Annotated in this window: 21 protein-coding genes and 4 tRNA genes; 21 read left to right on the forward strand and 4 right to left on the reverse strand. The window is 37.1% G+C overall.

Translation table 11 applies throughout. From position 1 onward, the window contains the following. The first annotated feature begins 89 nt into the window (after positions 1-89). A complete protein-coding gene (locus tag B9N79_RS01990; RefSeq protein ID WP_019391457.1) occupies positions 90-980 on the forward strand; it encodes a deoxyribonuclease IV in 891 nt (296 codons plus the stop codon). Positions 981-1,037: 57 nt separating this feature from the next. Here the strand turns inward: B9N79_RS01990 and B9N79_RS01995 are convergent, their stop codons facing one another. Next, the gene (locus B9N79_RS01995; RefSeq protein WP_019391458.1) at positions 1,038-1,295 is read right to left on the reverse strand and encodes a DUF2624 domain-containing protein; all 258 of its coding nucleotides are present in this window, start codon (positions 1,293-1,295) and stop codon (positions 1,038-1,040) included. A gap of 180 nt (positions 1,296-1,475) precedes the next feature. On the opposite strand from B9N79_RS01995, the gene B9N79_RS02000 reads away from it, so the two are divergent. The 4 genes from B9N79_RS02000 to B9N79_RS02015 all read left to right on the forward strand — a co-directional run bounded on the left by B9N79_RS02000 (position 1,476) and on the right by B9N79_RS02015 (position 4,509). Further along, positions 1,476-2,351, forward strand: coding sequence for a YitT family protein (locus tag B9N79_RS02000; RefSeq protein WP_019391459.1), 876 nt, complete (start codon positions 1,476-1,478; stop codon positions 2,349-2,351). A gap of 178 nt (positions 2,352-2,529) precedes the next feature. Beyond that, on the forward strand, positions 2,530-3,270 hold the full coding sequence (locus tag B9N79_RS02005) for a metal ABC transporter ATP-binding protein (protein WP_040057056.1): 741 nt from the start codon (positions 2,530-2,532) through the stop codon (positions 3,268-3,270). Then, positions 3,267-4,106 carry a metal ABC transporter permease gene (locus B9N79_RS02010; RefSeq protein ID WP_040056810.1) on the forward strand — a complete coding sequence of 280 codons (840 nt, stop codon included), beginning with the start codon at positions 3,267-3,269 and terminating at the stop codon, positions 4,104-4,106. Before B9N79_RS02005 ends, B9N79_RS02010 begins: the two co-directional genes overlap by 4 nt. Further along, positions 4,096-4,509 (forward strand): Fur family transcriptional regulator, encoded by a 414-nt coding sequence (locus tag B9N79_RS02015; RefSeq protein WP_019391462.1) that lies wholly within the window; start codon positions 4,096-4,098, stop codon positions 4,507-4,509. Before B9N79_RS02010 ends, B9N79_RS02015 begins: the two co-directional genes overlap by 11 nt. A 38-nt stretch (positions 4,510-4,547) precedes the next feature. On the opposite strand, the gene B9N79_RS02020 is transcribed toward B9N79_RS02015, so the two are convergent. Further along, on the reverse strand, positions 4,548-4,919 hold the full coding sequence (locus tag B9N79_RS02020; RefSeq protein ID WP_040056809.1) for a DUF4190 domain-containing protein: 372 nt from the start codon (positions 4,917-4,919) through the stop codon (positions 4,548-4,550). Between the two features lie 253 nt (positions 4,920-5,172). On the opposite strand from B9N79_RS02020, the gene B9N79_RS02025 reads away from it, so the two are divergent. Next, the gene (locus B9N79_RS02025; RefSeq protein ID WP_019391464.1) at positions 5,173-5,742 is read left to right on the forward strand and encodes a 5' nucleotidase, NT5C type; all 570 of its coding nucleotides are present in this window, start codon (positions 5,173-5,175) and stop codon (positions 5,740-5,742) included. A gap of 24 nt (positions 5,743-5,766) precedes the next feature. On the opposite strand, the gene ispG is transcribed toward B9N79_RS02025, so the two are convergent. Both ispG and B9N79_RS02035 read right to left on the reverse strand, forming a co-directional pair. After that, positions 5,767-6,894 carry a flavodoxin-dependent (E)-4-hydroxy-3-methylbut-2-enyl-diphosphate synthase gene (gene ispG / locus B9N79_RS02030; RefSeq protein ID WP_182928788.1) on the reverse strand — a complete coding sequence of 376 codons (1,128 nt, stop codon included), beginning with the start codon at positions 6,892-6,894 and terminating at the stop codon, positions 5,767-5,769. A 205-nt stretch (positions 6,895-7,099) separates the two neighbouring features. Then, on the reverse strand, positions 7,100-7,423 hold the full coding sequence (locus B9N79_RS02035) for a LysM peptidoglycan-binding domain-containing protein (RefSeq protein ID WP_019391466.1): 324 nt from the start codon (positions 7,421-7,423) through the stop codon (positions 7,100-7,102). A gap of 82 nt (positions 7,424-7,505) precedes the next feature. On the opposite strand from B9N79_RS02035, the gene B9N79_RS02040 reads away from it, so the two are divergent. The 15 genes from B9N79_RS02040 (at position 7,506) to pstA (ending at position 25,271) form a co-directional block, all read left to right on the forward strand. Continuing rightward, entirely contained in the window at positions 7,506-8,696 is a 1,191-nt protein-coding gene (locus B9N79_RS02040; protein ID WP_040056808.1) for an MFS transporter, read from the forward strand. A 431-nt stretch (positions 8,697-9,127) separates the two neighbouring features. After that, the gene (locus B9N79_RS02045) at positions 9,128-10,780 is read left to right on the forward strand and encodes a Na/Pi cotransporter family protein (protein ID WP_040056807.1); all 1,653 of its coding nucleotides are present in this window, start codon (positions 9,128-9,130) and stop codon (positions 10,778-10,780) included. Positions 10,781-11,204: 424 nt separating this feature from the next. Then, the gene (locus B9N79_RS02050; RefSeq protein WP_040056806.1) at positions 11,205-12,839 is read left to right on the forward strand and encodes a Na/Pi cotransporter family protein; all 1,635 of its coding nucleotides are present in this window, start codon (positions 11,205-11,207) and stop codon (positions 12,837-12,839) included. A 128-nt stretch (positions 12,840-12,967) separates the two neighbouring features. Further along, a tRNA-Asn gene (locus B9N79_RS02055) sits at positions 12,968-13,042 on the forward strand. 3 nt (positions 13,043-13,045) lie between these two features. Further along, positions 13,046-13,119: transfer RNA gene (locus tag B9N79_RS02060), tRNA-Met, on the forward strand. A gap of 24 nt (positions 13,120-13,143) precedes the next feature. Continuing rightward, positions 13,144-13,220, forward strand: a tRNA-Ile gene (locus B9N79_RS02065). Between the two features lie 11 nt (positions 13,221-13,231). Continuing rightward, a tRNA-Ser gene (locus tag B9N79_RS02070) sits at positions 13,232-13,324 on the forward strand. Positions 13,325-13,532: 208 nt separating this feature from the next. Next, complete coding sequence (gene sodA, locus B9N79_RS02075) at positions 13,533-14,138, forward strand: superoxide dismutase SodA (protein WP_046217860.1); 606 nt, start codon at positions 13,533-13,535, stop codon at positions 14,136-14,138. A 151-nt stretch (positions 14,139-14,289) separates the two neighbouring features. Next, entirely contained in the window at positions 14,290-15,579 is a 1,290-nt protein-coding gene (locus tag B9N79_RS02080) for an MFS transporter (protein WP_040056804.1), read from the forward strand. Between the two features lie 119 nt (positions 15,580-15,698). Beyond that, a complete protein-coding gene (locus B9N79_RS02085) occupies positions 15,699-17,828 on the forward strand; it encodes a peptidoglycan D,D-transpeptidase FtsI family protein (protein ID WP_040056803.1) in 2,130 nt (709 codons plus the stop codon). Positions 17,829-17,951: 123 nt separating this feature from the next. Beyond that, entirely contained in the window at positions 17,952-20,069 is a 2,118-nt protein-coding gene (locus tag B9N79_RS02090) for a peptidoglycan D,D-transpeptidase FtsI family protein (RefSeq protein ID WP_040056802.1), read from the forward strand. Between the two features lie 127 nt (positions 20,070-20,196). Further along, positions 20,197-22,227, forward strand: a complete 2,031-nt coding sequence (locus B9N79_RS02095) for a peptidoglycan D,D-transpeptidase FtsI family protein (RefSeq protein WP_085117695.1) — start codon at positions 20,197-20,199, stop codon at positions 22,225-22,227. A gap of 221 nt (positions 22,228-22,448) precedes the next feature. Further along, a complete protein-coding gene (locus tag B9N79_RS02100) occupies positions 22,449-23,366 on the forward strand; it encodes a phosphate ABC transporter substrate-binding protein (protein WP_019391476.1) in 918 nt (305 codons plus the stop codon). A 100-nt stretch (positions 23,367-23,466) separates the two neighbouring features. Next, entirely contained in the window at positions 23,467-24,384 is a 918-nt protein-coding gene (gene pstC / locus B9N79_RS02105) for a phosphate ABC transporter permease subunit PstC (protein ID WP_040056800.1), read from the forward strand. Then, positions 24,384-25,271, forward strand: a complete 888-nt coding sequence (pstA, locus tag B9N79_RS02110; protein WP_019391478.1) for a phosphate ABC transporter permease PstA — start codon at positions 24,384-24,386, stop codon at positions 25,269-25,271. The genes pstC and pstA overlap by 1 nt, the downstream gene beginning before the upstream one ends. The last annotated feature ends 17 nt before the right edge of the window (positions 25,272-25,288 follow it).

A 25,288-nucleotide genomic window follows, 5' to 3' on the forward strand; every position in this document is an offset into this window, starting at 1 on the left:
AAAAGCTGCTTTTATGATAAAATAAAGCGTACTAAATTAGGACGCGATGAAAAGCAACTGAGAAATATTTACGTAGTGGAGGTAGCAATATGCTTAAGATAGGCTCGCACGTTTCTATGAGTGGGAAAAAAATGCTATTAGGTTCTAGTGAAGAAGCATCTTCATATGGAGCTAATACATTTATGATTTATACAGGCGCGCCACAAAATACAAGGCGTAAAAAAATTGAAGAACTGAACATTGAAAAAGGTCATATTCATATGCGTGAAAATGGAATCGACAACATTATCGTCCATGCTCCGTATATTATTAATATCGGGAACACAAAAAACCCTGATACATTCCAGCTAGGTGTTGATTTTCTACGCTCTGAAATTGAACGTACAGCAGCGCTAGGGGCCCGTCAAATTGTTCTTCATCCAGGAGCACATGTTGGAGCTGGAAGTGAAGAAGGTATTTCACAAATCATTAAAGGTTTAAATACAGTGCTGACGGCAGAGCAAGAGGTTCAAATCGCTCTAGAAACGATGGCTGGAAAGGGCTCTGAATGTGGACGTTCCTTTGAAGAAATCGCTAAAATCATTGATGGTGTTACGCACAATGAAAAGCTTTCGGTTTGTTTTGATACATGTCATACACATGATGCTGGATATAACATTAAAGAAGATTTTGATGGAGTATTAGAGGAATTTGATAAGATTGTAGGAGTTGAACGCATTAAAGTTGTTCATCTTAACGACAGTAAAAATGAACAAGGAGCAGGAAAAGACCGCCATGAAAATATTGGTTTTGGGCATATCGGTTTTAAAGCCCTCCACTATGTTGCGAACCATCCTACACTTGCACATATACCTAAGATTTTAGAAACTCCTTATGTTGGCGAAGATAAAAAAAATAAGAAGCCTCCATATAAAGTTGAGATCGAGATGCTTCGTTCAGGAGAATTTGATTCAGAGTTTAGAGAGAAATTGTTTCATTAAAATAAGCCAGGAGAACGACTACTGAGTTCCTGAGGGTTGTTCTCCTGATTATATGCATTACTTTGCGATTAGTTCTTGAATGAGTTGATTAATCTTACGTGCTGTTTGTTGATCTGTTACTCGTGCAATTTTTTTTATTAACTCTTTTCTTTCCTCTACATTAAAAATGTCAACTTTTTTTTCCTTCATAATATTAACAAGGGTAGCTGCCTGTGTATCCGTCAAGCTAACGTCATATTTTTTGCTATACTTCAGTAGTTCTTTTACAGACATCCGATTGATTTTATTGTTCACAATCTGTTTGAAAATACCCATTCAAAAGCCTCCTTATTCTCGTTGTTACAGTCTATGTTTATGAAGAGCAAACGTGTCTTAGTGCACAAAACATGATTTCATAATGCATCCTAATAAAGTAAAGCCTTGGTTAATCAAAGAATCACAGAGAACTTTTGTGCATTTTAAAAAGTGGACCAAGAGGGGGGAGTCAAAGTTATTATGAAACAACATAAAAAAGAAAAGCTGTCACACTTTTTAATGCGCTATTTTTTAATTGTTATTGGAGCAGGTCTAGCTGCTGTTGCGATTGAGCTTTTTCTTGTTCCCAATGATATTATTGATGGCGGCGTTATTGGTGTATCGCTTATTTTGAGTCACCTTAATGCGGGAGCTATCCCGTTTGTAAACTTTGCAACGCTCGTTATTATCATTAACCTGCCGTTTATGTATTCTGGGTACAAATATATTGGCAAAACATTCGTGTTCTCTTCAATTTTCGGAATTGTATGTCTAGCTGTTATTGAATCACAGCTTCACCATGTAGAGGCTTTTACAACACAGCCTATTTTAGCTACCGTTTTTGGAGGGCTCATTCTTGGTGCTGGAGTTGGGTTAGTTATTCGAAATGGTGGTACAATGGACGGTACAGAAATTTTAGGTATCCTTTTAACAAAAAAACTGCCGTTTTCACTAGGTGAATTTGTAATGTTTGTGAACATTTTTATCTTTATTTGGGCTGGCTTTGTATATGGTCCTGAACAAGCGATGTATTCTGTAATGGCTTACTATATTGCATTTAAAACAATTGATACTGTTATACAAGGGCTTGATGAAACAAAAGCTGTGATTATTGTCTCTGATCATTATGCAGATGTTTCTGATGCGATATTAGATCGTCTTGGCCGAGGAACAACAAAGTTAAAAGGAAAAGGCGGCTATACAGATGAAGATAAGGAAGTTATTTATGCTGTTGTAACACGTCTTGAGGTAACGAAGCTAAAAGCAATTGTACATGAAGTAGATCCAAAAGCCTTCATTACGATTATGAATACGCAAGAAACAAAAGGAGCGCAGTTCAAGTCTGCCATCCACTAAAAAGGGCAGCCGCATCGATTTCAGGAGAAGATGCTGGCGTCTTTTTTTCTTTAAAAACCTTTGTATTTACAAAAATAGTGTGTTCCTGTATACTACATAAGTAACCAAATCGTAATGATTCTTATAAAAAGTATGGTGAAGAACATTGACTCAACAATATGCACTTGAAGTAAACGATATGTCCTTTCGATATGATCGAGAAACAGTGCTAGATAATATTAACTTACAAGTGCCACAGGGCGCTTTTTTAGGGTTGGTTGGACCAAATGGTTCTGGAAAATCAACACTTATCAAAAGTATTCTAGGATTGCAAAAACCTTATAAAGGTTCTATTAAACTGTTTGGAACAGATGTGAACAAATATAAAGACTGGAGTAAAATAGGGTTTGTCTCTCAAAAGGCAAACAGCTTTAACTCAGGCTTTCCTGCAACTGTTTTTGAAGTTGTCTCAACAGGACTTACATCAAAAATTGGTTTATTTAAATTTATGAAGAGCGAGCATAAAAAGAAGGTAGAAGAAGCAATACGAGCTGTTGGAATGGAAGCTTTTATGAAACGTAATATTGGGGAGCTTTCAGGAGGACAGCAGCAAAGGATTTTTATTGCGCGTGCCCTTGTAAGTGATCCTAATCTATTAATTTTAGATGAACCAACAGTTGGGGTAGATGCGTTGAATGTTCAAAACTTCTATGATTTACTTTCTCATCTCAATAAGGAAAAGGGAATCACGCTTTTACTTGTTACACATGATATTGGCACAATCACAGAAAAAGTTACTCATGTGGCTTGTTTAAATAAGCACCTTCATTTTCACGGAAAAACAGCAGAGTTTGAGAGTTTAAAAGATAAGGACCTGTCCGCATTTTATGGGCATCACGTTCACGTTCTGTCTCATGAACATGGAGGACAACCGGTATGATCGCAAATTTATTTCAGTTTGAATTTTTACAAAATGCATTTATTACAGGGATATTAATTGGCTTTCTAGCGCCGCTTCTTGGTGCTTTTATCGTTGTAAGACGATTGTCTCTTATCGCCGATGCGCTTAGTCATGTGACCCTTGCGGGGATTTCAGCAAGCTTGCTGTTAGAAAAAAAGCTCGGTTATCAGCTTAATCCGCTTTACTTTGGTATGATTTTTTCTGTAGCAGGTTCACTTTTTATTGAGAAACTGCGCGGTCTTTACCGTCACTACCAAGAGCTTGCTATTCCGATTATTCTATCAGGCGGAATTGGAATTAGTGTTATTTTCATTTCGCTTGCAGATGGCTTTAATAGCGATTTATTAAATTATTTATTCGGAAGCGTGAGTGCTGTAAGCCGAACAGATCTATGGACTATTGTGGGGGTTGCGATTGTTGTTACGCTTGCCATTATTATCTTTTATAAAGAGCTATTCATTTTATCATTTGATGAAGAGCATGCAAAAGCGTCGGGCGTAAAAGCAAAAGCTATTCATTTTCTATTTATTGTCATGGTTGCTCTTGTTATTGCAGCAAGTATGAATATTGTTGGTATTCTGCTTGTGTCTGCTTTAATGACTCTTCCAGTTGCAGCAAGTATGCGATTAGCAACAGGGTTTAAGCAAACAATTATTCTATCAATCATTTTTGGAGAAGTTTCCGTAATCGGTGGACTCATTTCTTCATATTACTTAGACCTTGCTCCAGGTGGAGTCATCGTTGTAATTGCCATTCTTATTTTGTTAGGGTCTATTTTAGTAAAAAAAGGGTGGGGAAGAAAACATGAACATTGATGATGCAATACGGATTTTAAAAGATGAAGGATACAAACACACAGGAAAACGCGAAGATTTGCTTACACTGTTTGCTGAAACAGATAAGTATTTAACAGCAAAAGATGTGTTAGAGAATATGAAAGATGCATATCCTGGATTGAGTTTTGATACAATTTATCGTAATTTATCTCTATTTACAGACTTGAATATTCTAGAAGTAACAGAGCTTGCTGGTGAGAAACACTTTCGCTTTCAGTGCGCTGCTGGTCACCATCATCATCACTTCATTTGCTTGGACTGTGGGAAAACAGAGAAACTTGCGGCATGTCCAATGACAATTGTGGATGATTCATTAGATGGTTTTCAAGTAACAGGTCATAAGTTTGAAGTTTATGGTAAATGTAAAAAATGTGCAGTATAAGAAAAGGGACAAGCCTAGCTTGTCCCTTTTTCTATGTGTTAAAAAAATGGGAGGATAAACATGGCAATCAGGAGGGAAACAATTCCGACTCCAATGGCCCATGTACCAACGCTTCTTGCACCTTTACGACGAGCGATAAACCCTAACACAATGCCTGCGATACTAAAGATAACCGGAAGGAAGAAAAATGAAAGAACAGAAAGGATAAGCCCTAAACGTCCATAGCCAATTCCTTCACGACCATTTTGGTTGCTACGATCTTGACTTCTATCAGTACGTTTTTGCTCAATATATCGTTCATTACGAACATCTCCGCCTAATTCTGCTGCTGTTTCTTCCATGAAAGGTTCTTCATATTCTCGGTCTTTATACGGTGTATCTAAATCTTTTCGATATTGGTCTTTCTCCATTGCGATCCCCGCTTTCTGTAATCTTGAATGTTCAAGATAACGTGTAATAAAGCTTGATGGATGAACTTATAAGAGATGGAGAGCCTCCCATAAGTAAGACACATTCTTCATTATCTCAACGAAGTATTGGCCTTATCAGCATAAAGCTGATTACTTATAGTATGGAGCAAATGCTCGTAATTATAGGAATTAAACTTTTCCATTTTTGGGACTATAGCTTGTATGCTACACTGTACATAAGGAGTGATAAAACGTGAGGAAAAAGCGATTTGGGATTGATATTGATGGAACTGTAACATCACCAGAAACATTTATACCGTACTTAAACGAAGCATTTCAGCTTACGTTAACAATTGATGATATTAAAGAATACGATTTGGTTCCATTTGTAAATGTAAGTAGGGAAGAGCTTGGCCAATGGTTCGAAGAGAATGAACGAGACATTTATAAAAATGCTCCATTAGCTCCATATGCAAAAGACATTTTAGCGGAATGGAAAGAGGACTACGAACTTTTTTACATAAGTGCACGACATGACAAGCTACTTGACGTAACAAAAGGGTGGTTTGATGAGAATGGAGTCCATTTTCATCACATTGATTTAATTGGGTCACATGAAAAAGTGGAAACAGCTAAAAAATATGATGTAGATGTCTTTTTTGAAGATAAGCATGATAATGCATGTGAAATAAGTGAGGAATGTGGAATTCCTGTTATTTTGTTTGATACACCATATAATAGACTGCCTGTTCCTCAAAATGTTCATCGTGTGACAACATGGCATGAAGCAAAGGAACTTATTGATAAGTGGTTTGGAAAATAAAAAAAGCGCCGTTTGGCGCTTTTTCTATATGTTTGCTTCTTCTTCTTGTTTTGCTTCTTCTTCTTGTTTTGCTGCTTTTTCTTTTGCGTAATGCTCTTCAGCAATTTTGTCGATTTCTTTTTTCAGTTCTTCAACCATTGTTTCTTCAGGAACTTTACGCACTGTTTTTCCTTTACGGAATAAAAGACCTTCACCACGTGCACCAGCAATTCCGATGTCTGCTTCACGCGCTTCACCAGGTCCATTTACAGCACAACCAAGTACAGCAACCTTAATCGGTGCTTTAATTGTAGAAATATATTCTTCAACTTCATTTGCAATGCTGATAAGATCAATTTCAATTCGTCCACATGTAGGACAAGAAATTAATGTTGCAGCATTTGCAGCAAGACCAAATGATTTTAGAAGCTCACGAGCTACTTTGACTTCTTCAACAGGATCAGCACTTAGTGAGATACGAAGCGTGTTTCCAATCCCTTTTGAAAGAATAGCGCCAAGTCCAGCAGCACTTTTTACCGTTCCAGCAAACAGCGTACCTGACTCTGTAATACCTAGATGTAGAGGATAGTCAAAAGCTTTTGCTGCTTTTTCATATGCTTCAATTGCTAAGTTAACGTCTGACGCTTTCATAGATACGATAATATCATGGAAATCAAGGTCTTCTAAGATTTGAATATGATGAAGTGCACTTTCAACCATTCCATCTGCAGTAGGGTAGCCGTATTTATCTAAAATACGTTTTTCAAGAGAGCCAGCGTTAACGCCAATTCGAATTGGAACTCCACGTTCTTTTGCCGCTTTTACAACTGCTTCTACTTTCTCACGACGCCCAATGTTACCTGGGTTAATTCGGATTTTATCTGCTCCGCCTTCAATGGCTTTAAGAGCTAATCTATAGTCGAAGTGAATGTCTACAACAAGAGGAATGTTGATACGCTTTTTAATTTCGCTAATAGCATTTGCCGCACGTTCGTCTGGACATGCTACACGAACAACTTGGCAGCCTGCCTCTTCCAAACGTTTAATCTCTGCCACTGTTGCCTCGACATCGTGGGTTTTAGTTGTTGTCATACTTTGAATTATTACTTCATCGCTACCACCGATTGTCAAATGACCGACTTTAACAGGGCGAGTCTTCGTGCGATGTATGATTTCACTCACGTGTTAACATCTCCTTTTAGTAAAGTTCACATTTCAAACATTATTCCTTAATAAGAATAACGTGTTATTGAAAAAATAACTAGTAGTAAAAGTAAGTTGAATACATTTCTTTCTTCCGTGAATGGAAATACTACTAAGGAATGTGACTTTGTTCTTATATTTTAGCAATGAAAAGGGGAAGTTGACAAGAAATATACTAAGAGGAGCTGTAAATTGGAAATTTATACTTCTTTCCAACTTGAATATTCTCAGGTGAGAGGTTATCGTTTAAGCGTCGAAAATCTTGGCTGATTTTCTCAATATTTAAATTGGAGTCTTCCTTTTGTAGTTGACTAATAATGGATAGTACAGTATCGCCCTGTTGGACCACAACAGTTTGATAATCTTGTTTTTCCGGTTTTTGCACAGCTGCTGTTTCAACAGCTTGTGGAGAAGAGGCTTTCAACGTTCCTACACTAATATCGTAATAAGCAACATACCCGATAAATAATACAATAAGAAGTACGCCTAGTTTTTTCATATATTCCTCCTTGCCTTTTGTACATACTCTTTTTAAATTATGTTAGAAAAATCATCATCATGATGAGAAAGAAGGAAAAGAAATGAATGATCAAAAAATTACTGTGATGCTTGGACTCCTTCCTTTTATAATGGTTCTTGGGAATTCTTCTTTAATTCCAATCCTCCCTGAAATTCAGCAAAATCTTAACTTAAATGATACGCAAACAAGCTTTATTTTAAGTGCGTTTTCATTGCCAGCTGCGCTTGCTATTCCTTTTGTAGGCATCCTTTCTGATCGATACGGAAGAAGAAAGCTCATTGTTCTATCACTTATATTGGTCATAATTGGAAGTTTGATTGCGGGAGTTAGTGAAATTGTAGGGTCTCAATATAGCTACTCCTTGCTTACGGTTGGGCGCATCATCCAAGGAGTGGGAGCAGCAGGTACTACGCCTTTAGCAATGGCATTAGCGGGTGATTTGTTCAGTGGTGACAGAAGAGCAAAAGTGCTAGGTATATTGGAAGTATATAATGGTATTGGAAAAGTAATTGCTCCTATTATTGGGGCTTTAATTGCTCTTATCGCTTGGTACGCGCTTTTTTTTCTTTTTCCACTAGTAGCTATTATTCCTCTTATAGGAGTTACAAGATATGTGAAAGAAGAAAAACAGGAAAGCACGGTCTCTTTTTCAACTTATATTAAGAAGCTTGGGAAAGTTTTAAAACGAGAACAGCGCTGGCTGTATCCAATGTTTTTTTTAGGCGGGCTTTGTCTCTTCTTATTATTCGGCTCTCTTTACTATCTTTCCTTTCTTATTGAAGAAAAGTATGGGATAGATGGTTTTTTTAAAGGAACATCTTTTGCTATTCCACTAGGAGCGATGACAATTACCTCTTATTGGACAGGAAAGAGAATTAAGGAGAATAAGATGATGATGAAAAAATTAGTAGTAATTGGTGTTACTTTTTTAATTTCCATGTTTTTTATTATGGTCTTTTTTCATTCACTACCTTTTTTAATGTTTTGCTTAACAGTAGCTCTTGGAGGATTAGGATTTTTGCTTCCATGTATTAATATGCTCGTGACTTCATCAGTAAGAGAGGAAGAGAGAGGATTTATCGTTTCGATATATGGGATGGTACGGTTCATTGGAGTAGCACTTGGGCCAATCATCTTTGAAAACTGGATGAAGGATGTTGAAGTAATGTTTTATAACTCTTTAATGTTAACAATTATTGCTGCTGTTTGGCTCGGCTTGCGTATACGAATCCATGCCCCTTCATATCAATAAAGATTTGTTAGGAATGTTCAGTAATAACAAAATCCTTAGAGTTTTTTGTTGCTACGCGTTAAATGAGGGGAGGTGCAATATTAAGTAGGACTTAAAGGCTCGGAAGGAAACAGGCAATTTATTAGCATTTAAATAAGTGTGAAATTCAGGGTTTAAATGAATTAATTATATACCAGACTATAGTGATGATTCTTCGTGATGAATCGAAAATTTAAAAAATAGAACGTTCTTTCTCGTTGAAAAAATAGGAGTTAATAACCTTATTTTCCAATTTGTAAAATAAATAATAACCCAATGTAAACGTAATGTTAAGTTATTGTAAATGTTAAATGAGTTCTGTTTACATAGTATTTTTTTTACGTTAAAACTATTTGTGGGTTTCAAAAAAATGTCGAAAAAATAGAGATAAAAAGCTTGAAGGGGTTGAAGGTGTGGAATTAGATATCCAAACATTAATATTCGAATTTATTGGCGGACTTGGGATTTTCTTATTTGGTATTAAGTCTATGGGTGACGGCTTACAAAAATCAGCAGGAGATAAGCTTCGTGATATTCTAGATAAGTTTACAACAAATCCTATAATGGGTGTGCTAGCAGGGATGCTAGTGACCGTATTAATACAAAGTAGTTCTGGGACAACGGTTATTACTGTAGGGCTTGTTAGCGCTGGTTTTATGACCTTAAGGCAAGCTATTGGAGTTATTATGGGGGCAAATATCGGAACAACCGTAACAGCCTTCATTATTGGAATTGACGTAGGTGCTTATGCATTACCGATACTTGCTATTGGATCTGTTCTCATCTTTTTCTTTAATAAAAAACGAGTTAATAATATTGGACAAATCTTCTTTGGATTTGGTGCTTTATTCTTTGGTCTTGAATTAATGGGAGGGGCAATGAAGCCTCTACGTTCTTTAGAATCTTTTCACGACTTAACAGTAAGTATGAGTCATAACCCTATTTTAGGTGTAGTTGTTGGAACACTTTTCACTGTTATTGTGCAAAGTTCGAGTGCTACAATTGGAATTTTACAGGAATTATACGGCCAAAATGCAATTGATTTAAAAGCAGCACTTCCTGTATTATTTGGCGACAATATCGGTACAACGATTACAGCAGTATTAGCATCTTTAGGTGCTTCAATTGCAGCAAGAAGAGCTGCTCTTACACATGTTTTATTCAATGTTATTGGAACAACGATTTTCTTAATTATCTTACCTTTCTTTACTCAGTTTGTTGGCTTTCTGCAAGAAGCCTTCTCGTTAAATAAACCCATGACACTTGCTTTTGCACATGGTACTTTTAATTTAACGAATACGCTTATTCAGCTTCCATTTGTAGGTGTTTTAGCATATATTGTAACGAAAGTAATTCCTGGCAAAGATACAGCGATTGACTACAATCCCCGTCATCTCGATCCGGTCTTCATTGAACAGTCGCCATCAATTGCTCTTGGACAAGCTAAGGAAGAAGTTGTTCGAATGGGTCAGTTTGCCACAACGGGCGTAGAGGAAACTGGACAGTATATGAAAACAAAGCAAAGAAAACATTTTGATACAACTGTTCAAATTGAAGATGCGATTAATAATCTTGATCGAAAAATTACAGATTATCTTGTTTTATTATCAGCGAGTTCGCTGTCACCAGGAGAAAGTGAAGAGCATTCTATGCTTCTAGATTCTGTTCGCGATATTGAACGAATTGGTGATCATTTTGAGAATATTAATGAACTTATTGAGTATCAAGTAACAAATAAAGTGAGAATTACAGATGATGCTTTAGCAGATTTAGAAGAGATGTTCTCTCTTACTTTAAGTGCAGTAAAACAAGCAGTCTACGCTCTTGAACATAATGATGTGAATAGTGCTCGAGAAGTGTTAGAAAAGGAACATAAGATTGATCTTATGGAACGAGCATTGCGGAAAAAACATATCTTACGTTTGAATGAACGTAAATGTTCAGGTGCAGCAGGGATTGTTTTTGTGGACATCATTAGTAATTTTGAGCGAATCGGTGATCATGCTGTGAACATTGCTGAAGCTATTTTAGGCGAAAGAGAAGATAAAGTACGTAATTATAATTAGGATGAATGAAAATAACCGTAGGCATAGATTTATGCTACGGTTATTTTATATTTATGTTAACATTTGTCTTTATCTATTAAAGCAAGGAGAGGTTTTGCAGGAGTTACATTTTGACAACACAATAGATAATTATATAGAAGCGACGCTAGCTTTAATTATATTTAAGGTGTGGAAGAACAATATTGAATAAGTATTTTACAGGGTTTTCATAACTATCATAATAGCGAATTAATGTTATTGCGAATCCATCTTTGTATTATCTCCTTTATAGCAAAAGGTTATTAGATAAAAGAAAACAAGAAAGGATTAGATAAAAATATAAAGATCTTGTTGTCTTTTAAGTATATTATCGTCCATACTTATAAATAAGTCCTTCTATCGGAGAACAAAGGGAAAGCATCATGATGCTAAAGGAGGGGAAGCGATGGATGTAACGCTCCAGAAGCAAATTTTTGAATTTATTGGAGGCCTTGGCCTCTTTGTATTTGCGATTACATATTTAGGAGAAGGATTACAGAAATCAACAGGGGAGAGGCTCAGGAAAGTTATTGATACGTTTACGAGTAATCCTATTATCGGTGTTTTTGCCGGAATGATTTCAACAATTCTTGTTCAAAGCAGCTCTGGAATGATTATTATCGTTCTTGGGTTAGTAAGTGCAAGATTTATGACATTAAGGCAAGCTATTGGCGTTATAATGGGTGCAAATATTGGTACAACGCTAACAGCTTTCATTATTGGTATTAATTTTAGTTCTTATTTTCTTCCTGCGCTAGCCGTTGGCTCGATGCTTATTGTATTTTTTTACAGTAAAAAAGTTCATTATATAGGTCAAGTTATTTTTGGGTTTGGAGCTTTATTTCTAGGCTTAGAGCTTATGGGAGATGGTATGAGAGAGATTGTTTCCTTAGACATATTTCAAGATTTTATTTTAAATATGGGAAACAACCCTTTTTTTGGAGTGAGTATGGGGACGATTTTTACTGCAGTTGTCCAAAAGTCAAGTGTTTCAATTGGGGTTTTGCAAGAGTTGTATAAGCAGGATTCTATTAGTTTAACAGCGGCACTTCCTGTTTTATTTGGTGCAAATATTGGTACAACAGTGACGGTCGTTTTAGCTTCTTTAAGTGCTTCTGTACTCGCTAAAAGGGCAGCTTTAACGCATGTTTTATTAAATGTGTCAGGGACGATTGTTTTTTTAGTATTTCTTCCTGTTTTTACAGCATTTATATCTGTTGTTCAAGTTTCTTTTCACCTCAATGGAGCAATTACAATTGCTGTTGCCCACGCTGTTTTTAATATTTTCAACACACTTCTTTGGCTCCCATTTGTAGGCGTACTCGTATATTTAGTTACAAAAGCTTTTCCAGAAAGAAATACCTTTGTAACTCAAAATCAGGGATATCTTGATAGACAGTTTATTGAGCAAGCCCCAACAGTTGCCCTGAGTCAAGTACAAAAAGAAATTATTGAAATGAGTCATCTTTTATTAAAAAACTTTGTACAAGCTTACAGCTATTTAAGTACGAGAGATCGTATACATGCTCAAGAAGTCGTAAATCTAATGGAAATATTAGAAAACAAGGAAAGAAAAATAAAAGCGTATTTTCTCCTGTTATCTGAGAATGCTTTATCAACGCTTGAGAGTGAAGATTATTTTAGGCTCCAAGAAGAAGTGCATTATTTAAAAAGAATAGGAGCTCATTGTGAGAATATTACGGAATTTGTGGATTATCAATTGGCTAATAAAGTCTTTTTTACAAATGAGGCTTCTTCAGATTTAGAAGAAATGTTCCAAAGTACTTCAAAAGCCCTTTCTGAAACAATAAAAGCTTTGGAAAGTAAAAACATAAAAAGCGCCCGCGGCGTTCTTGAAATTGAAGATCGGATTGACCGAATGGAAAGGGTACTGCGCAAAAAGCATATTCTACGTTTAAATAAAGGAGAATGTTCAGGAGCAGCTAGTATCTTATTTGTGGATATTATTAATAATTTGGAGAGAATTGGAGACTATGCTGAAAAACTATCTCAGCACATTTTAGAACAAAATAACTCTTAATCGTTAAGGGTGAGAGTGGAATGGAAAATAGAAAGCTATCATCCTTAACTTTAACTTTATTTTTTTCTTAGAAAACGATTGACAAAAGATTGTCTTGATGATAAATTAGATATTGTCCTATTTAATGTTCCACAGTAGCTCAGTGGTAGAGCTATCGGCTGTTAACCGATCGGTCGTAGGTTCGAATCCTACCTGTGGAGCCATTTGGCGGTGTAGCTCAGCTGGCTAGAGCGTACGGTTCATACCCGTGAGGTCGGGGGTTCGATCCCCTCCGCCGCTATTGTTTTATTATAGTATTCATAATGGACCCTTAGCTCAGCTGGTTAGAGCAGACGGCTCATAACCGTCCGGTCGCAGGTTCGAGTCCTGCAGGGTCCACCATAATTTTAAGTGGAGGAATACCCAAGTCCGGCTGAAGGGATCGGTCTTGAAAACCGACAGGGGTGTCAAAACCCGCGGGGGTTCGAATCCCCCTTCCTCCTCCATACATATAACATTAACAAGTTTTCTGCATAGCAGAAAACTTTTTTTGTTTAGTCGTATAAAAATCGGGTAAAAGGTAAATATAAACTCGTTGTTTCAGCAAGAAGAAAATCATTTTAATTGAAACAATAGGGTATATTTGCTATTCTAAAGCTAACGGAGCAATTTTTGCTACCACAAATTTTACATAATCTAAAGGAGGAATTTTTCATGGCACATGAATTACCACAATTACCTTACGCGTATGACGCACTTGAACCACATATCGACAAGGAAACAATGAACATTCACCATACGAAACACCACAACACATATGTAACGAAGTTAAACGATGCAATCAAGGGTACTGATCTTGAGTCTAAAAGCATTGAAGAACTAGTATCAAACTTAGACGCTGTACCTGAAAACATTCGTACAGCTGTACGCAACAACGGTGGTGGACATGCTAACCACAGCCTTTTCTGGACAATCCTTTCACCAGAAGGTGGCGGTGAGCCAACTGGCGAATTAGCAGATGCAATCAACAAAAAGTTTGGAAGCTACGAGAAATTCCAAGAAGAATTCGCAGCAGCTGCAGCAGGCCGCTTCGGTTCTGGTTGGGCTTGGCTTGTTGTAGATAACGGCGAAGTTGCGATCACAAGCACTCCAAACCAAGATTCACCGCTTATGGAAGGTAAAACACCTGTTCTAGGCTTAGACGTTTGGGAGCATGCTTACTACTTAAACTACCAAAACCGTCGTCCAGACTACATTTCAGCATTCTGGAATGTTGTAAACTGGGACGAAGTATCAAAACGCTACGAAGCAGCAAAATAAGAGAAACGCTTCTAATAAAAAGCTCGGAGACAAAATGTCTCCGAGTCTTTTTATTAGAGAAGTGATATTCCTTTGTTCAAAATTACATTATGTAGTATAACTCTTTTATCTTTTGCCAAACTAGGGGTAGAAGAGAAAAGGAGTTTTACGTATGGCAGTTTTGAAAAAAGTGTTTGGAGATGTTGAAGTTACGAAAGATCTTTTGCTTCTTTTAACGGTTGGAGCTCTTTATTCACTTGCAATATCATTATCCAATACGTTCGTAAACGTCTATTTATGGAAGCAATCAGGGCAGTTTTTAGATCTCGCGCTCTACAACTTAGCCATTGTGATTTTTCATCCTTTGACATTTGTTGTAGCAGGGAAGCTTGCTAAGAAAGTGGATCGAGTTATTGTCTTAAGACTAGGAGTATCATTTTTAGCAGTCTTTTATATTACGGTCTTACTTGTTGGGAACAATGCTTCATCGCTCCTTTTACTCTTAGGGGCTCTACTTGGAATTGGCTATGGATTTTACTGGCTTGCTTTTGATGTATTAACATTTGAGATTACAGAACCTGAAACAAGAGATTTTTTTAACGGATTTATGGGGATATTGAATTCATTCGCAGGAATGATTGGTCCTATTGTAGCAGGATTGATTATCTCGTCTTTCATTAAAATGACGGGATATAAAATTATCTTTTTTACTTCTTTATTTCTATTCCTAAGCGCTGTTGTGTTAAGTTTCTTTCTTAAAAGAAGAGAAGCAGAAGGAAAGTATCGCTTTAAAGAAGTACTTGCCGAACGAAAAAAGAATCGAAACTGGCGTCTTATTTTATATGCACACCTTTTTCAAGGAATCCGAGAAGGAACCTTTATTTTTATTATCTCTGTTCTTGTTTTTATTACGACAAACAGTGAGCTTGCGCTAGGAACATTTGGTCTTGTTAATTCTGCCGTCGCTTTTGTGGGCTATTATTTAGCATCACGATTTATAAAGAAGAAGCATCGATACAAGTCAATCTTAGCAGGTGGACTTTTGCTATATGCTTCTGTCTTTTTAATTATTTTTAAAGTAACATATGTTAAATTGTTATGCTATGCTGTTTGCATTGCAATCGGATATCCGCTTTTACTTGTTCCTTATATGTCGATTACATTTGACGTAATTGGAAGGGCCGAAGGAATTAAAGAAAAGCGAATTGAGTTTATCGTTGTACGGGATGTTTTTTTAAATATGGGACGAATTATCTCAATTCTTTTATTTATCGGGGCTATCACCTTTTTTGATGAAAAACAAAGTGTGCCCATTCTTTTAGCAATAATCGGAGTTGGACATGCAACTATTTATTTTTTTGTTCGTCATGTATCATTGAAGCCCTTAGAAAAAATAAAGGAAGAAGAACCCTCAATTTCCAAAAAAACTTTAAATGAAGGTGATGGAGAGTCACCTGCATGAGTAATTTGGCGGTAGAAATCTTTCTTTATTTGCATTAAAATAACACTAGACAGTTAATAGGGCACCTTCCATAGGTGTCTTATTTGTTTGTGGAATAGCGAGAGATTGAAGGTGAAGGGATGAAGAAAAAGAGAAGAAAAAAAACGCACATTTCGTTGCGACTTAACCTCCTGTTTTTTGTTGTTTTTCTTCTTTTTGCAATTTTAATTTTAAGGCTTGGTCTTGTTCAGATTGTCCAAGGTGAAGATTACAAACGAGAAGTAGAAGAAACACAGGATTCAACAGTGAGTAACCCAGCTCCACGGGGCAAGATTTATGATCGATATCATCGTTCAATTGTTGATAACAAGCCGCTTAATGCAATTACGTATACGCGCTTTAAAAATGACCCTGAACAGTCTCTTAAAGTGGCGAAGAAGCTTGCAAAGCTTATTGATAAATCAACAGACAAAGTAACAGAACGAGATATGAAAGATTATTGGCTTATGGTTCACCCGAAAAAAGCCAAAAATCTAGTTCCACAGAGTGAAATTAAGAAAAAAGAGTTAGCTGATGATAAAGTCTATGAACTTCAGCTTGAACGTATTACAAAGAAAGATCTTGCTTCTATTTCGGATGCTGAGATGGAAGTTATCGCAATCAAGCGCGAAATGGACAGCGGGTACAAAATGACGCCTCAGAACATTAAAAATGAAGGTGTAACAGATGCAGAATATGCTCGCGTTAGTGAGAATTTAGCTGACCTTCCAGGGGTTAATACAACAACATACTGGAAACGAAACTATGTTTATGATGGACTGCTTCGCTCACTTTTAGGAAATATTACGAGCGATGAAGAAGGGCTTCCAAAAGACCGCTTAGACTACTACTTAACGCGTGACTATAGTCGTAACGACCAAGTTGGGAAAAGCTATCTTGAATCTCGCTACGAGGAACTGTTAAACGGTCAAAAAGAGCAAGTAGAATATATTAATAATGAAGCAGGCGACATATTAGATACTGAGTTAGTCAAGGAAGGGCAACGCGGTCGCGATCTTGTATTAACAATTGATATGGAACTTCAAAAAGCAGTCGAAGAGAGTTTAACAAAACGTCTTCAGGCTCATCATAGTGGAAATCCATATATGGACCGTGCATTTGTTATGATGATGGATCCACGTAATGGTGACATTCTAGCAATGGCTGGAAAGCGCTATGAGAAAAATGAGAAAACAGGAGTTCAAGAGATAACAGACTATGCGCTTGGAAATCTTGTTTCCTCTTATAACATGGGTTCGACTGTTAAAGGAGCAACAATTTTAGCAGGTCTTGATTCAGGAGCTATCCAACCAGGAACTACTTTTGTAGATGAACCAATCAAAATTAAAGGAACGCCCCTTAAAAAATCATATAAAAATATGGGACGAATTGGGATAGGAACAGCTCTAGAGATGTCATCAAACGTTTATATGTTTAAAACAGTAATGGCTATGGCTGATGCTAATTACGTTCCTGGACGTTCACTTAACATTCCAAAATCAACTTTTGATCAACTACGTAATTACTATTCACAATTTGGTCTGGGGACTGAAACAGGTCTTGATTTACAAAATGAATTTACAGGATATCAAGGTACAAAATATAATCCAGGTTTTGCACTTGACTTAGGGATTGGTCAGTATGATACATATACACCGCTACAGCTTGTTCAATATGTGTCAACAATTGCAAATGACGGTTATCGAGTGAAGCCGCAGCTTTTAAAAGAAGTTCGAGAAGCAACGGTTGATGAGGATAAAGAAGGAAAAATTCTTTATGAATCAGAACCAGAAATTCTAAACCGCATTTCTATGAAAGATGAGTATATTGATGTTGTACAAAACGGTTTCCGTCGTGTTATGACATCTGGTACAGCTGCAAAGACATTTAAAAATGCAGCATACAATCCAGCAGGAAAAACAGGTACAGCTCAGTCATTCTATACAGAAGGAAATCGTCCAGAAGGTACAGAACCACCTGAAACAGAGAACCATACGCTTGTAGGTTATGCACCTTACGACAATCCTGAAGTAGCTTTCGCTGTTGTTGTTCCATATGGCACAACAAGCGATATTGGGACAATGAGTCAACAAGTTGCAAAAGATGCGCTAGACGCTTATTTTGAGAAAAAAGAAGAAGGCGAGAAAGATCAGCAAGAAAACTTGAATGCAGCAGGCGGCGTTCAAGCTGTAGACAGTGAAGATTCCGAAGCATCAAGTGGAGATGATTAAAATAGAAAAAACCCTCTTTTTATAGAAAATTTACCAAAAGTGGATTATAATAGTCATATAACATAAAAGCACCTTTTTAAAAGGTGCTTTTATTTTGGTCTTATATAGTAAGGAGAGGGAAACATGAAAAGAAAAAAAGGCAGAAAAAGAACGCACATTACAACGCGCGTTAATCTTCTTTTTTTTGTTGTTTTTCTCCTTTTTGCCATTTTGATTTTGAGACTTGGTCTCGTTCAAATTGTTCAAGGAGAAGAATATAAACGAGAAGCAGAAGCAGAACAAGACTCGACAGTAAGCAATCCTGCTCCGCGTGGGAAAATTTATGATCGGTACCATCGCTCTATTGTCGATAACAAACCCGTTAATACAATTACATATACGCGTGTTAAAAATGATCCAGAGCAGTCGTTGAAAGTAGCGAAGAAGCTAGCAAAACTGATTGACAAGCCAACAGACAAAGTAACGGATCGCGATATGAAAGATTATTGGATTTTAATTCATCCAAACAAAGCGAAAAGATTAGTGCCGCAAAGCGAAATTGAGAAAAAAGAGCTGTCAGATAAAAAGGTCTATAGCCTGCAGCTTGATCGCATTACGAAAAAAGAGTTAGGAACGATTTCAGCCGGGGAAAAAGAAGTTATTGCGATTAAACGGGAGATGGACAGCGGCTATAAAATGACGCCTCAATATATTAAGAATGAAGGAGTAACAGCTAAAGAATATGCTCGCGTTAGTGAAAATTTAGCCGATCTTCCAGGAGTAAATACTACAACATACTGGAATCGTAACTATGTTTATGACGGTTTACTACGCTCGTTAATAGGCAACATTACAAGGGATGATGAAGGATTACCAAAAGAGCAACTAGATTATTATTTAACCCGTGACTATGGCCGTAATGATCAAGTCGGAAAAAGCTACCTTGAATCGCGCTACGAAGAACTTCTTCACGGCCAAAAAGAGCAAGTGGAGTATATTAATAATAGTGCAGGGGATATATTAGATACGGAGTTAATTAAAGAGGGTCAGCGTGGTCGTGATCTTGTATTAACAATTGATATGGAATTACAGAAAGTGGTTGAGGAAAGTTTAACTAGTCATCTTAAAGCTCAGCATAATGGGGCAAATCCGTATTTGGACCGTGCTTTTGCTATTGCAATGGACCCACGTACAGGAGATATTTTAGCACTAGGCGGGAAACGTTATCAAACAAATGAAGAAACAGGTAAAGAAGAGTTAACAGACTATGCGCTTGGAAATCTTGTTTCCTCTTATAACATGGGATCAACAGTCAAAGGAGCGACAATTTTAGCTGGTTTAGATTCAGGGGCGATTGGACCTGGAACCATTATTAATGACCAACCCGTTAAAATCAAAGGGACAAAAGAAAAGAGTTCTTATACTAACATGGGACCAATAGGAATTGGGACAGCTTTAGAGAGGTCTTCAAACGTTTATATGTTCAAAACTGTGATGAAAATGGCCCATGCTAACTATGTTTATGATCATTCTATTAATATTCCAAAATCAACATTTGATCAACTACGAAATTATTATGCACAGTTTGGCTTAGGTGTTGAAACAGGACTTGACCTGCAAAATGAATTTACAGGATATCAAGGTTCAAAATATAGCCCAGGTTTTGCGCTTGATTTAGGAATTGGCCAGTATGATACATATACACCACTGCAGCTTGTTCAGTATGTATCAACAATCGCAAATGATGGTTATCGTGTTAGACCACAACTTTTAAAAGAAGTACGTGAATCAACAGTTGATGAGGATCAGGAAGGCAAGATTCTTTATGAATCAGAACCGGAAATTCTAAATCGTATTTCAATGAAGCAAGAATATATTGATGTTGTACAAAACGGTTTCCGTCGTGTTATGGTAGGTGCTAAAGGAACAGCAGCCTCAACATTTAGAAATGCTACGTATAATCCGGCTGGAAAAACAGGAACAGCTGAGTCATTTTATACAGAAGGAAAAAGATCCAAAGGAACTGAACCTCCTTCAGTAGAGAATCATACGTTAGTTGGTTATGCGCCATATGACAATCCTGAAATTGCCTTTGCTGTCGTTGTACCCTATGCCAACGGTAATAAAGTAGGTGCAATGAGCCAACAAATCGGTAAAGATGTTCTTGACTCTTATTTCGAAAAGAAAAAACAAGGAGAAAAAGACCAAGAAGAAAACTTAAATGCAGAAGGCGGCGTTCAAGCTCTAAACAGTGAAGACTAAACTAGAAAAATAGTTAAGTTTGTAGAAATTTTACTAATAATGGATTAAACTATATGTGACAACAAGTAGAGGCACCTTTTTGCAAGGTGCCTTTATTTTTTGAGGAATTTCTACAGGGGGAGAAGGAATGAAAAAGAAGAGAAGAAAATCTCAACTTTCAACGAGAATCAACTTATTGTTTTGTATTGTCTTTTTTCTTTTTGCTGTACTTATTTTAAGGCTTGGACTTGTTCAAATTGTAAGAGGAGAAGAGTACAAACGCGAAGCGGAAGAAATACAGGACGTGTCTGTTGAAAACCCCGTTCCTCGCGGAAAGATTTATGATAGCAGCTATAGATCAATTGTTGATAACGTTCCGCTTGAGGCTATTACGTATACTCGATTTGAGGATGATCCGGAAAAAACACTTTCAGTAGCTAGAAAACTAGCAAAAATGATTGATAAACCAATCGAAGATGTTACGGAACGTGATAAAAAAGATTATTGGATTTTAACGAATAAAAAGAAAGCAGAAGCAAAAGTACCACAAGAAGAGATTGAAAAGAAAGAATTATCAGATAAAGAGGCTTATGAGCTGCAGCTCAAACGTATTACAGAGAAAGATTTATCTTCACTTTCTAAGCAAGATGAGGAGATTATTGCAATAAAAATTGCAATGGATGACGGTTATAAACAAACTCCTCAAGTTATTAAAGGGGAAGGTGTTACAAAAGAGGAATATGCCCGCGTTAGTGAGAACCTAGCCGATCTTCCAGGTGTTAATACAACAGTCCTTTGGGAAAGAAGCTATGTTTATGATGACCTTTTGCGTTCTCTTCTAGGAAACATCACCTCTGAAGGAGAAGGATTGCCAGAAGAGAAGCTTCAGCACTTTCTCGTACGAGAATATAGCAGAAGTGATAGAGTTGGAAAAAGTTATCTTGAAGCTCGCTATGAAGAAACGCTAAATGGAGAAAAAGAGCGTGTTGAATATATTAACAACGAAGAGGGGGACATTATTGGTACAGAGTCAATTCAAGAAGGTGAGCGAGGACGCGATCTTGTTTTAACAATTGATATGGAGCTTCAAAAAGCAGTCGAAGAATCGCTAACAAGAAATTTAAAAACGTATCAAGGTGAACCATATCTTGACCGAGCATTTGCGATTATGATGAACCCAAAAACAGGTGATATTCTAGCAATGGGTGGAAAGCGATTTGAAAAAAATGAAAACGAAAAAGAAGAAATTAAAGATTTTGCACTTGGGAACCTAGTTTCTTCATATGGTATGGGATCAACTGTAAAAGGAGCAACAATTCTAGCGGGTCTTGATTCAGGAGCAATTACTCCAAATACCATGTTTTTAGATGAGCCACTTTACATTGCAAGCACGCCAAAGAAAGGATCATATAGCAATAACCTGGGAACTCTTGGTATCAATGGAGCTCTTGCGAAGTCATCAAACGTATATATGTTCAAAACAGTTATTGAAATGGCTGGAACAAAGTATATTCGAAACGGCTCACTGCAAATCGGTCCTAAAACATTTGAACAACTTCGTAATTATTATGGCCAGTTCGGTTTAGGAGTTGAAACAGGGTTGGATTTACAAAATGAATTTACAGGCTATAAAGGGTCGGAGTTCAACCCAGGTTTGGCACTTGACTTATCGATTGGCCAGTATGATACGTATACTCCGTTACAACTTGTTCAGTACGTCTCAACGATTGCAAACGACGGCTACCGCGTTCGTCCACAGCTTGTGAAAGAAATTCGAGAGGCAACTATTGAAGAAGATAAGCGGGGGAAAGTTTTACACGCTACAGAACCTGAGATTTTAAACCGCATTTCAATGAAAGATGAATACATTGATATTGTGCAACGCGGTTTTAGAAGCGTGATGACAACGGGAACAGCTAAACAATTTGCAAGTAAATCATACAAACCTGCTGGTAAGACAGGAACAGCTCAGTCTCTTTACACAGAAGGAGAAGGCCCAAATGTAGAAACCTACAATGTTACACTTGTTGGCTATGCTCCATATGATAATCCTGAAGTAGCCTTTGCCGTTGTTGTGCCATATGCCATAAGTTCAGATAATCCAATGTCAAAAAATATTGGAATGGATATTCTGGATGCTTATTTTGAACAAAACGAAGATAAAGAAGATGCTCAATAATATTTTAAAATAAATTAGGTCTAAAAGAGGGAAGACGAAAGCGTTCAAGCGCGATTGTCTTCCTTTTTTGTCGATTTAACAGGGATAAATAGGAGAAAAGAGCTATAAAAAATATGCAACATTTACAAAACATTTACATTCGATTAAAACTAGTTTAAAAATTGAGCGTTATTGTAGTACTCGTAGGACAAAACAACGAATATTCTTAGGGGGAATTACCAATGAAAAGCTTCAAGCGTCTCACATTTATGATGATGCTATCGTTAGTAGTAATCATCGCTGCAGCCTGTGGGAATAACAGTGCAAAAGAAGACGGTGAAGGAAATAGTGGTTCAGGAGAGGGCTCAGGAGAACTTTCTGGATCAATCACAGTTTCTGGCTCAAGTGCAATGCAACCTTTAGTAGCTGCTGCTGCTGAACAGTTTATGAATGAAAATCCAGATGTTGACGTACAAGTACAAGCTGGTGGTTCGGGTACAGGACTTAGCCAAGTTTCTGAAGGTTCTGTAGACATTGGAAACTCTGATGTATTTGCAGAAGAAAAAGAAGGTATTCCAGCAGACGAGCTTGTTGACCATAAAGTAGCCGTTGTTGGTATGACAGCTGCTGTAAACCCTGAAGTAGGCATTAAAGATATTTCTAAAGAAGATCTTAAAAAAGTATTCACTGGTGAAATTAAAAACTGGAAAGAACTTGGTGGTAAAGACCAAAAAATCGTTCTTGTAAACCGTCCAGATTCTTCTGGTACTCGTGATACTTTTGTAAAATATGGTTTAGATGGTGAAACACCTGCAGAAGGCGTAACAGAAGACTCTTCAAACACAGTTAAAAAAATTATCTCTGAAACTGAAGGTGCTGTAGGATATCTAGCGTTCTCATATTTCACTGATGATACAGTAACACCACTTTCAGTTGATGGTGTTAAAGCAACAGATGAGAATGTTCAAAAAGGGGAATTCCCAATCTGGGCTTACCAACATTCTTACACTAAAGGCGAAGCTGATGGTGTAGCTAAAGAATTTTTAGACTACATGATGAGTGAAGAATTCCAAAAATCTGTTCTTAAAGACCAAGGTTACATTCCAGCGATCGATATGAAAGTTGAGCGTGACGCAGAAGGTAAACAAACAGATAAATAAAAACATTGCATGGCTCTTTAGGAAAACTATTTAAAGTAATAGGGTAAGTGCTAAAAGGAGGCATTTACCCTATTGCAATGTTATTAGGGGTGTTTTAAAAATGGAAAATAAAATGAGTTTAACAGCTAGGGAGCGTCTCATCACTTCAAAGAAAAATAAACATAAGGATGAAACGCGTGGGAAATGGTTGGTAAGAATTTGTGCATTAATCATGATTGCTGCAACAGTAGCAATTACAATATTCCTAACAGTAAAGGGGTTACAATCCTTCATTAAAAATGGTGTAAGCCCAATTGAATTTTTAACCAGTACAGATTGGAATCCAAAAAATGGAGAATTTGGTGCGGTACCGTTTATTTTCGGCTCATTTGCTGTAACATTTTTATCGGCAATTATTGCAGCTCCACTTGGCATTGGAGGAGCTATTTTTATGACGGAGATTGCACCTTCATGGGGACGAAAAATTTTGCAGCCGGTTATTGAGCTGCTGGTTGGTATTCCGTCCGTTGTTTATGGATTCATAGGTCTTACAATACTTGTTCCGTATATCCGCGGAAATTTTGGAGGCATTGGCTTCAGTTTACTAACAGGAACAATTGTTTTATCAATTATGATTCTTCCAACGGTTACAACTATTGCAACAGATGCAATGAGTTCATTACCGAAAAGTCTTCGTGATGGCTCTTATGCGCTTGGGGCTACTCGTTGGCAAACGATTCGAAAAGTATTAATTCCTGCAGCTCTTCCATCACTTTTAACAGCAATCGTTCTTGGGATGGCTCGTGCATTTGGAGAAGCATTAGCAGTTCAGATGGTAATCGGAAATACAAGAAATCTTCCAGAAACGCTTCTAGACCCGTCAGCAACATTAACAACGATTATTACGCTTAACATGGGACATACAACATACGGAAGTATTGAAAATAATACGCTATGGTCAATGGGACTTATCCTTTTGGTTATGTCATTTGCTTTCATTCTTGTTATTCGCTATCTATCTGCTAGGAGGAAAATGTAATGAACAGTAAGAAGTGGGATAAAATTGCGACAGGAGTATTTATCATCATCGCAGGGATTATCGTGTCGCTGCTTGTGGCATTATTTTCTTATATTATTGTTAACGGATTTAAACAGCTTTCATTTGATTTTATAACAAATCCATCAAGTGCAGTTATGGCAGGCGGTGGAATAAGAGATCAGCTTTTTAATTCTCTATATATTCTCGTCATCACAATGGTTATCACAGTTCCGCTTGGAATTGGTGGCGGAATTTATATGGCTGAATACGCAAAACCAGGAAAAGTAACAGATTTTATTCGTACTTGTATTGAAGTTTTAGCTTCACTTCCATCTATTGTTATTGGAATGTTTGGTTTATTAATGTTTGTTAACCTAACAGGCTGGGGTTACACGATTATTGGCGGAGCTCTAGCTCTTACTGTATTTAACTTACCTGTTATGGTACGTGTGAGTGAAGATGCTATTCGCTCTGTACCAAGAGATCAAAAAGAAGCAAGTCTTGCATTAGGAATTACACATTGGCATACGATTAAAACGGTTCTACTGCCAACAGCATTCCCATCTATTTTGACGGGAGCTATCTTAGCATCTGGACGTGTCTTTGGGGAAGCAGCAGCGCTTCTTTTCACTGCAGGGCTTTCAACACCTCGTCTTGATTATGCAAACCTTAATCCGTTTTCTGAAACATCACCATTAAATATCTTCCGTCCAGCTGAGACATTAGCTGTACACATTTGGTCTGTAAATACACAAGGACTTATTCCTGACGTGAGCGAGATTGCGAATGGTTCTTCAGCAGTACTTGTATTGGCAGTTCTTGTGTTCAACTTATTAGCACGTTTCATTGGAAGTATTATTCATAAAAAACTAACAGCTTCAAAATAATAGAGTGGGGGTTTCCA

Source organism: Priestia filamentosa (assembly GCF_900177535.1).
In the GTDB taxonomy this organism is placed as follows: domain Bacteria; phylum Bacillota; class Bacilli; order Bacillales; family Bacillaceae_H; genus Bacillus_I; species Bacillus_I filamentosa.

What these genes read in the sequence shown, in the direction of transcription:
- B9N79_RS02005 (WP_040057056.1), top strand. Translation starts at nt 2,530, where the DNA reads ATGTCCTTTCGATATGATCGAGAAACAGTGCTAGATAATATTAACTTA.
- B9N79_RS01995 (WP_019391458.1), bottom strand. Translation starts at nt 1,295, where the DNA reads ATGGGTATTTTCAAACAGATTGTGAACAATAAAATCAATCGGATGTCT.
- B9N79_RS02000 (WP_019391459.1), top strand. Translation starts at nt 1,476, where the DNA reads ATGAAACAACATAAAAAAGAAAAGCTGTCACACTTTTTAATGCGCTAT.
- B9N79_RS02040 (WP_040056808.1), top strand. Translation starts at nt 7,506, where the DNA reads ATGAATGATCAAAAAATTACTGTGATGCTTGGACTCCTTCCTTTTATA.
- B9N79_RS02010 (WP_040056810.1), top strand. Translation starts at nt 3,267, where the DNA reads ATGATCGCAAATTTATTTCAGTTTGAATTTTTACAAAATGCATTTATT.
- B9N79_RS02020 (WP_040056809.1), bottom strand. Translation starts at nt 4,919, where the DNA reads ATGGAGAAAGACCAATATCGAAAAGATTTAGATACACCGTATAAAGAC.
- B9N79_RS01990 (WP_019391457.1), top strand. Translation starts at nt 90, where the DNA reads ATGCTTAAGATAGGCTCGCACGTTTCTATGAGTGGGAAAAAAATGCTA.
- B9N79_RS02080 (WP_040056804.1), top strand. Translation starts at nt 14,290, where the DNA reads ATGGCAGTTTTGAAAAAAGTGTTTGGAGATGTTGAAGTTACGAAAGAT.
- B9N79_RS02085 (WP_040056803.1), top strand. Translation starts at nt 15,699, where the DNA reads ATGAAGAAAAAGAGAAGAAAAAAAACGCACATTTCGTTGCGACTTAAC.
- B9N79_RS02095 (WP_085117695.1), top strand. Translation starts at nt 20,197, where the DNA reads ATGAAAAAGAAGAGAAGAAAATCTCAACTTTCAACGAGAATCAACTTA.
- pstC (WP_040056800.1), top strand. Translation starts at nt 23,467, where the DNA reads ATGGAAAATAAAATGAGTTTAACAGCTAGGGAGCGTCTCATCACTTCA.
- B9N79_RS02035 (WP_019391466.1), bottom strand. Translation starts at nt 7,423, where the DNA reads ATGAAAAAACTAGGCGTACTTCTTATTGTATTATTTATCGGGTATGTT.
- B9N79_RS02015 (WP_019391462.1), top strand. Translation starts at nt 4,096, where the DNA reads ATGAACATTGATGATGCAATACGGATTTTAAAAGATGAAGGATACAAA.
- B9N79_RS02100 (WP_019391476.1), top strand. Translation starts at nt 22,449, where the DNA reads ATGAAAAGCTTCAAGCGTCTCACATTTATGATGATGCTATCGTTAGTA.
- B9N79_RS02090 (WP_040056802.1), top strand. Translation starts at nt 17,952, where the DNA reads ATGAAAAGAAAAAAAGGCAGAAAAAGAACGCACATTACAACGCGCGTT.
- pstA (WP_019391478.1), top strand. Translation starts at nt 24,384, where the DNA reads ATGAACAGTAAGAAGTGGGATAAAATTGCGACAGGAGTATTTATCATC.
- sodA (WP_046217860.1), top strand. Translation starts at nt 13,533, where the DNA reads ATGGCACATGAATTACCACAATTACCTTACGCGTATGACGCACTTGAA.
- B9N79_RS02050 (WP_040056806.1), top strand. Translation starts at nt 11,205, where the DNA reads ATGGATGTAACGCTCCAGAAGCAAATTTTTGAATTTATTGGAGGCCTT.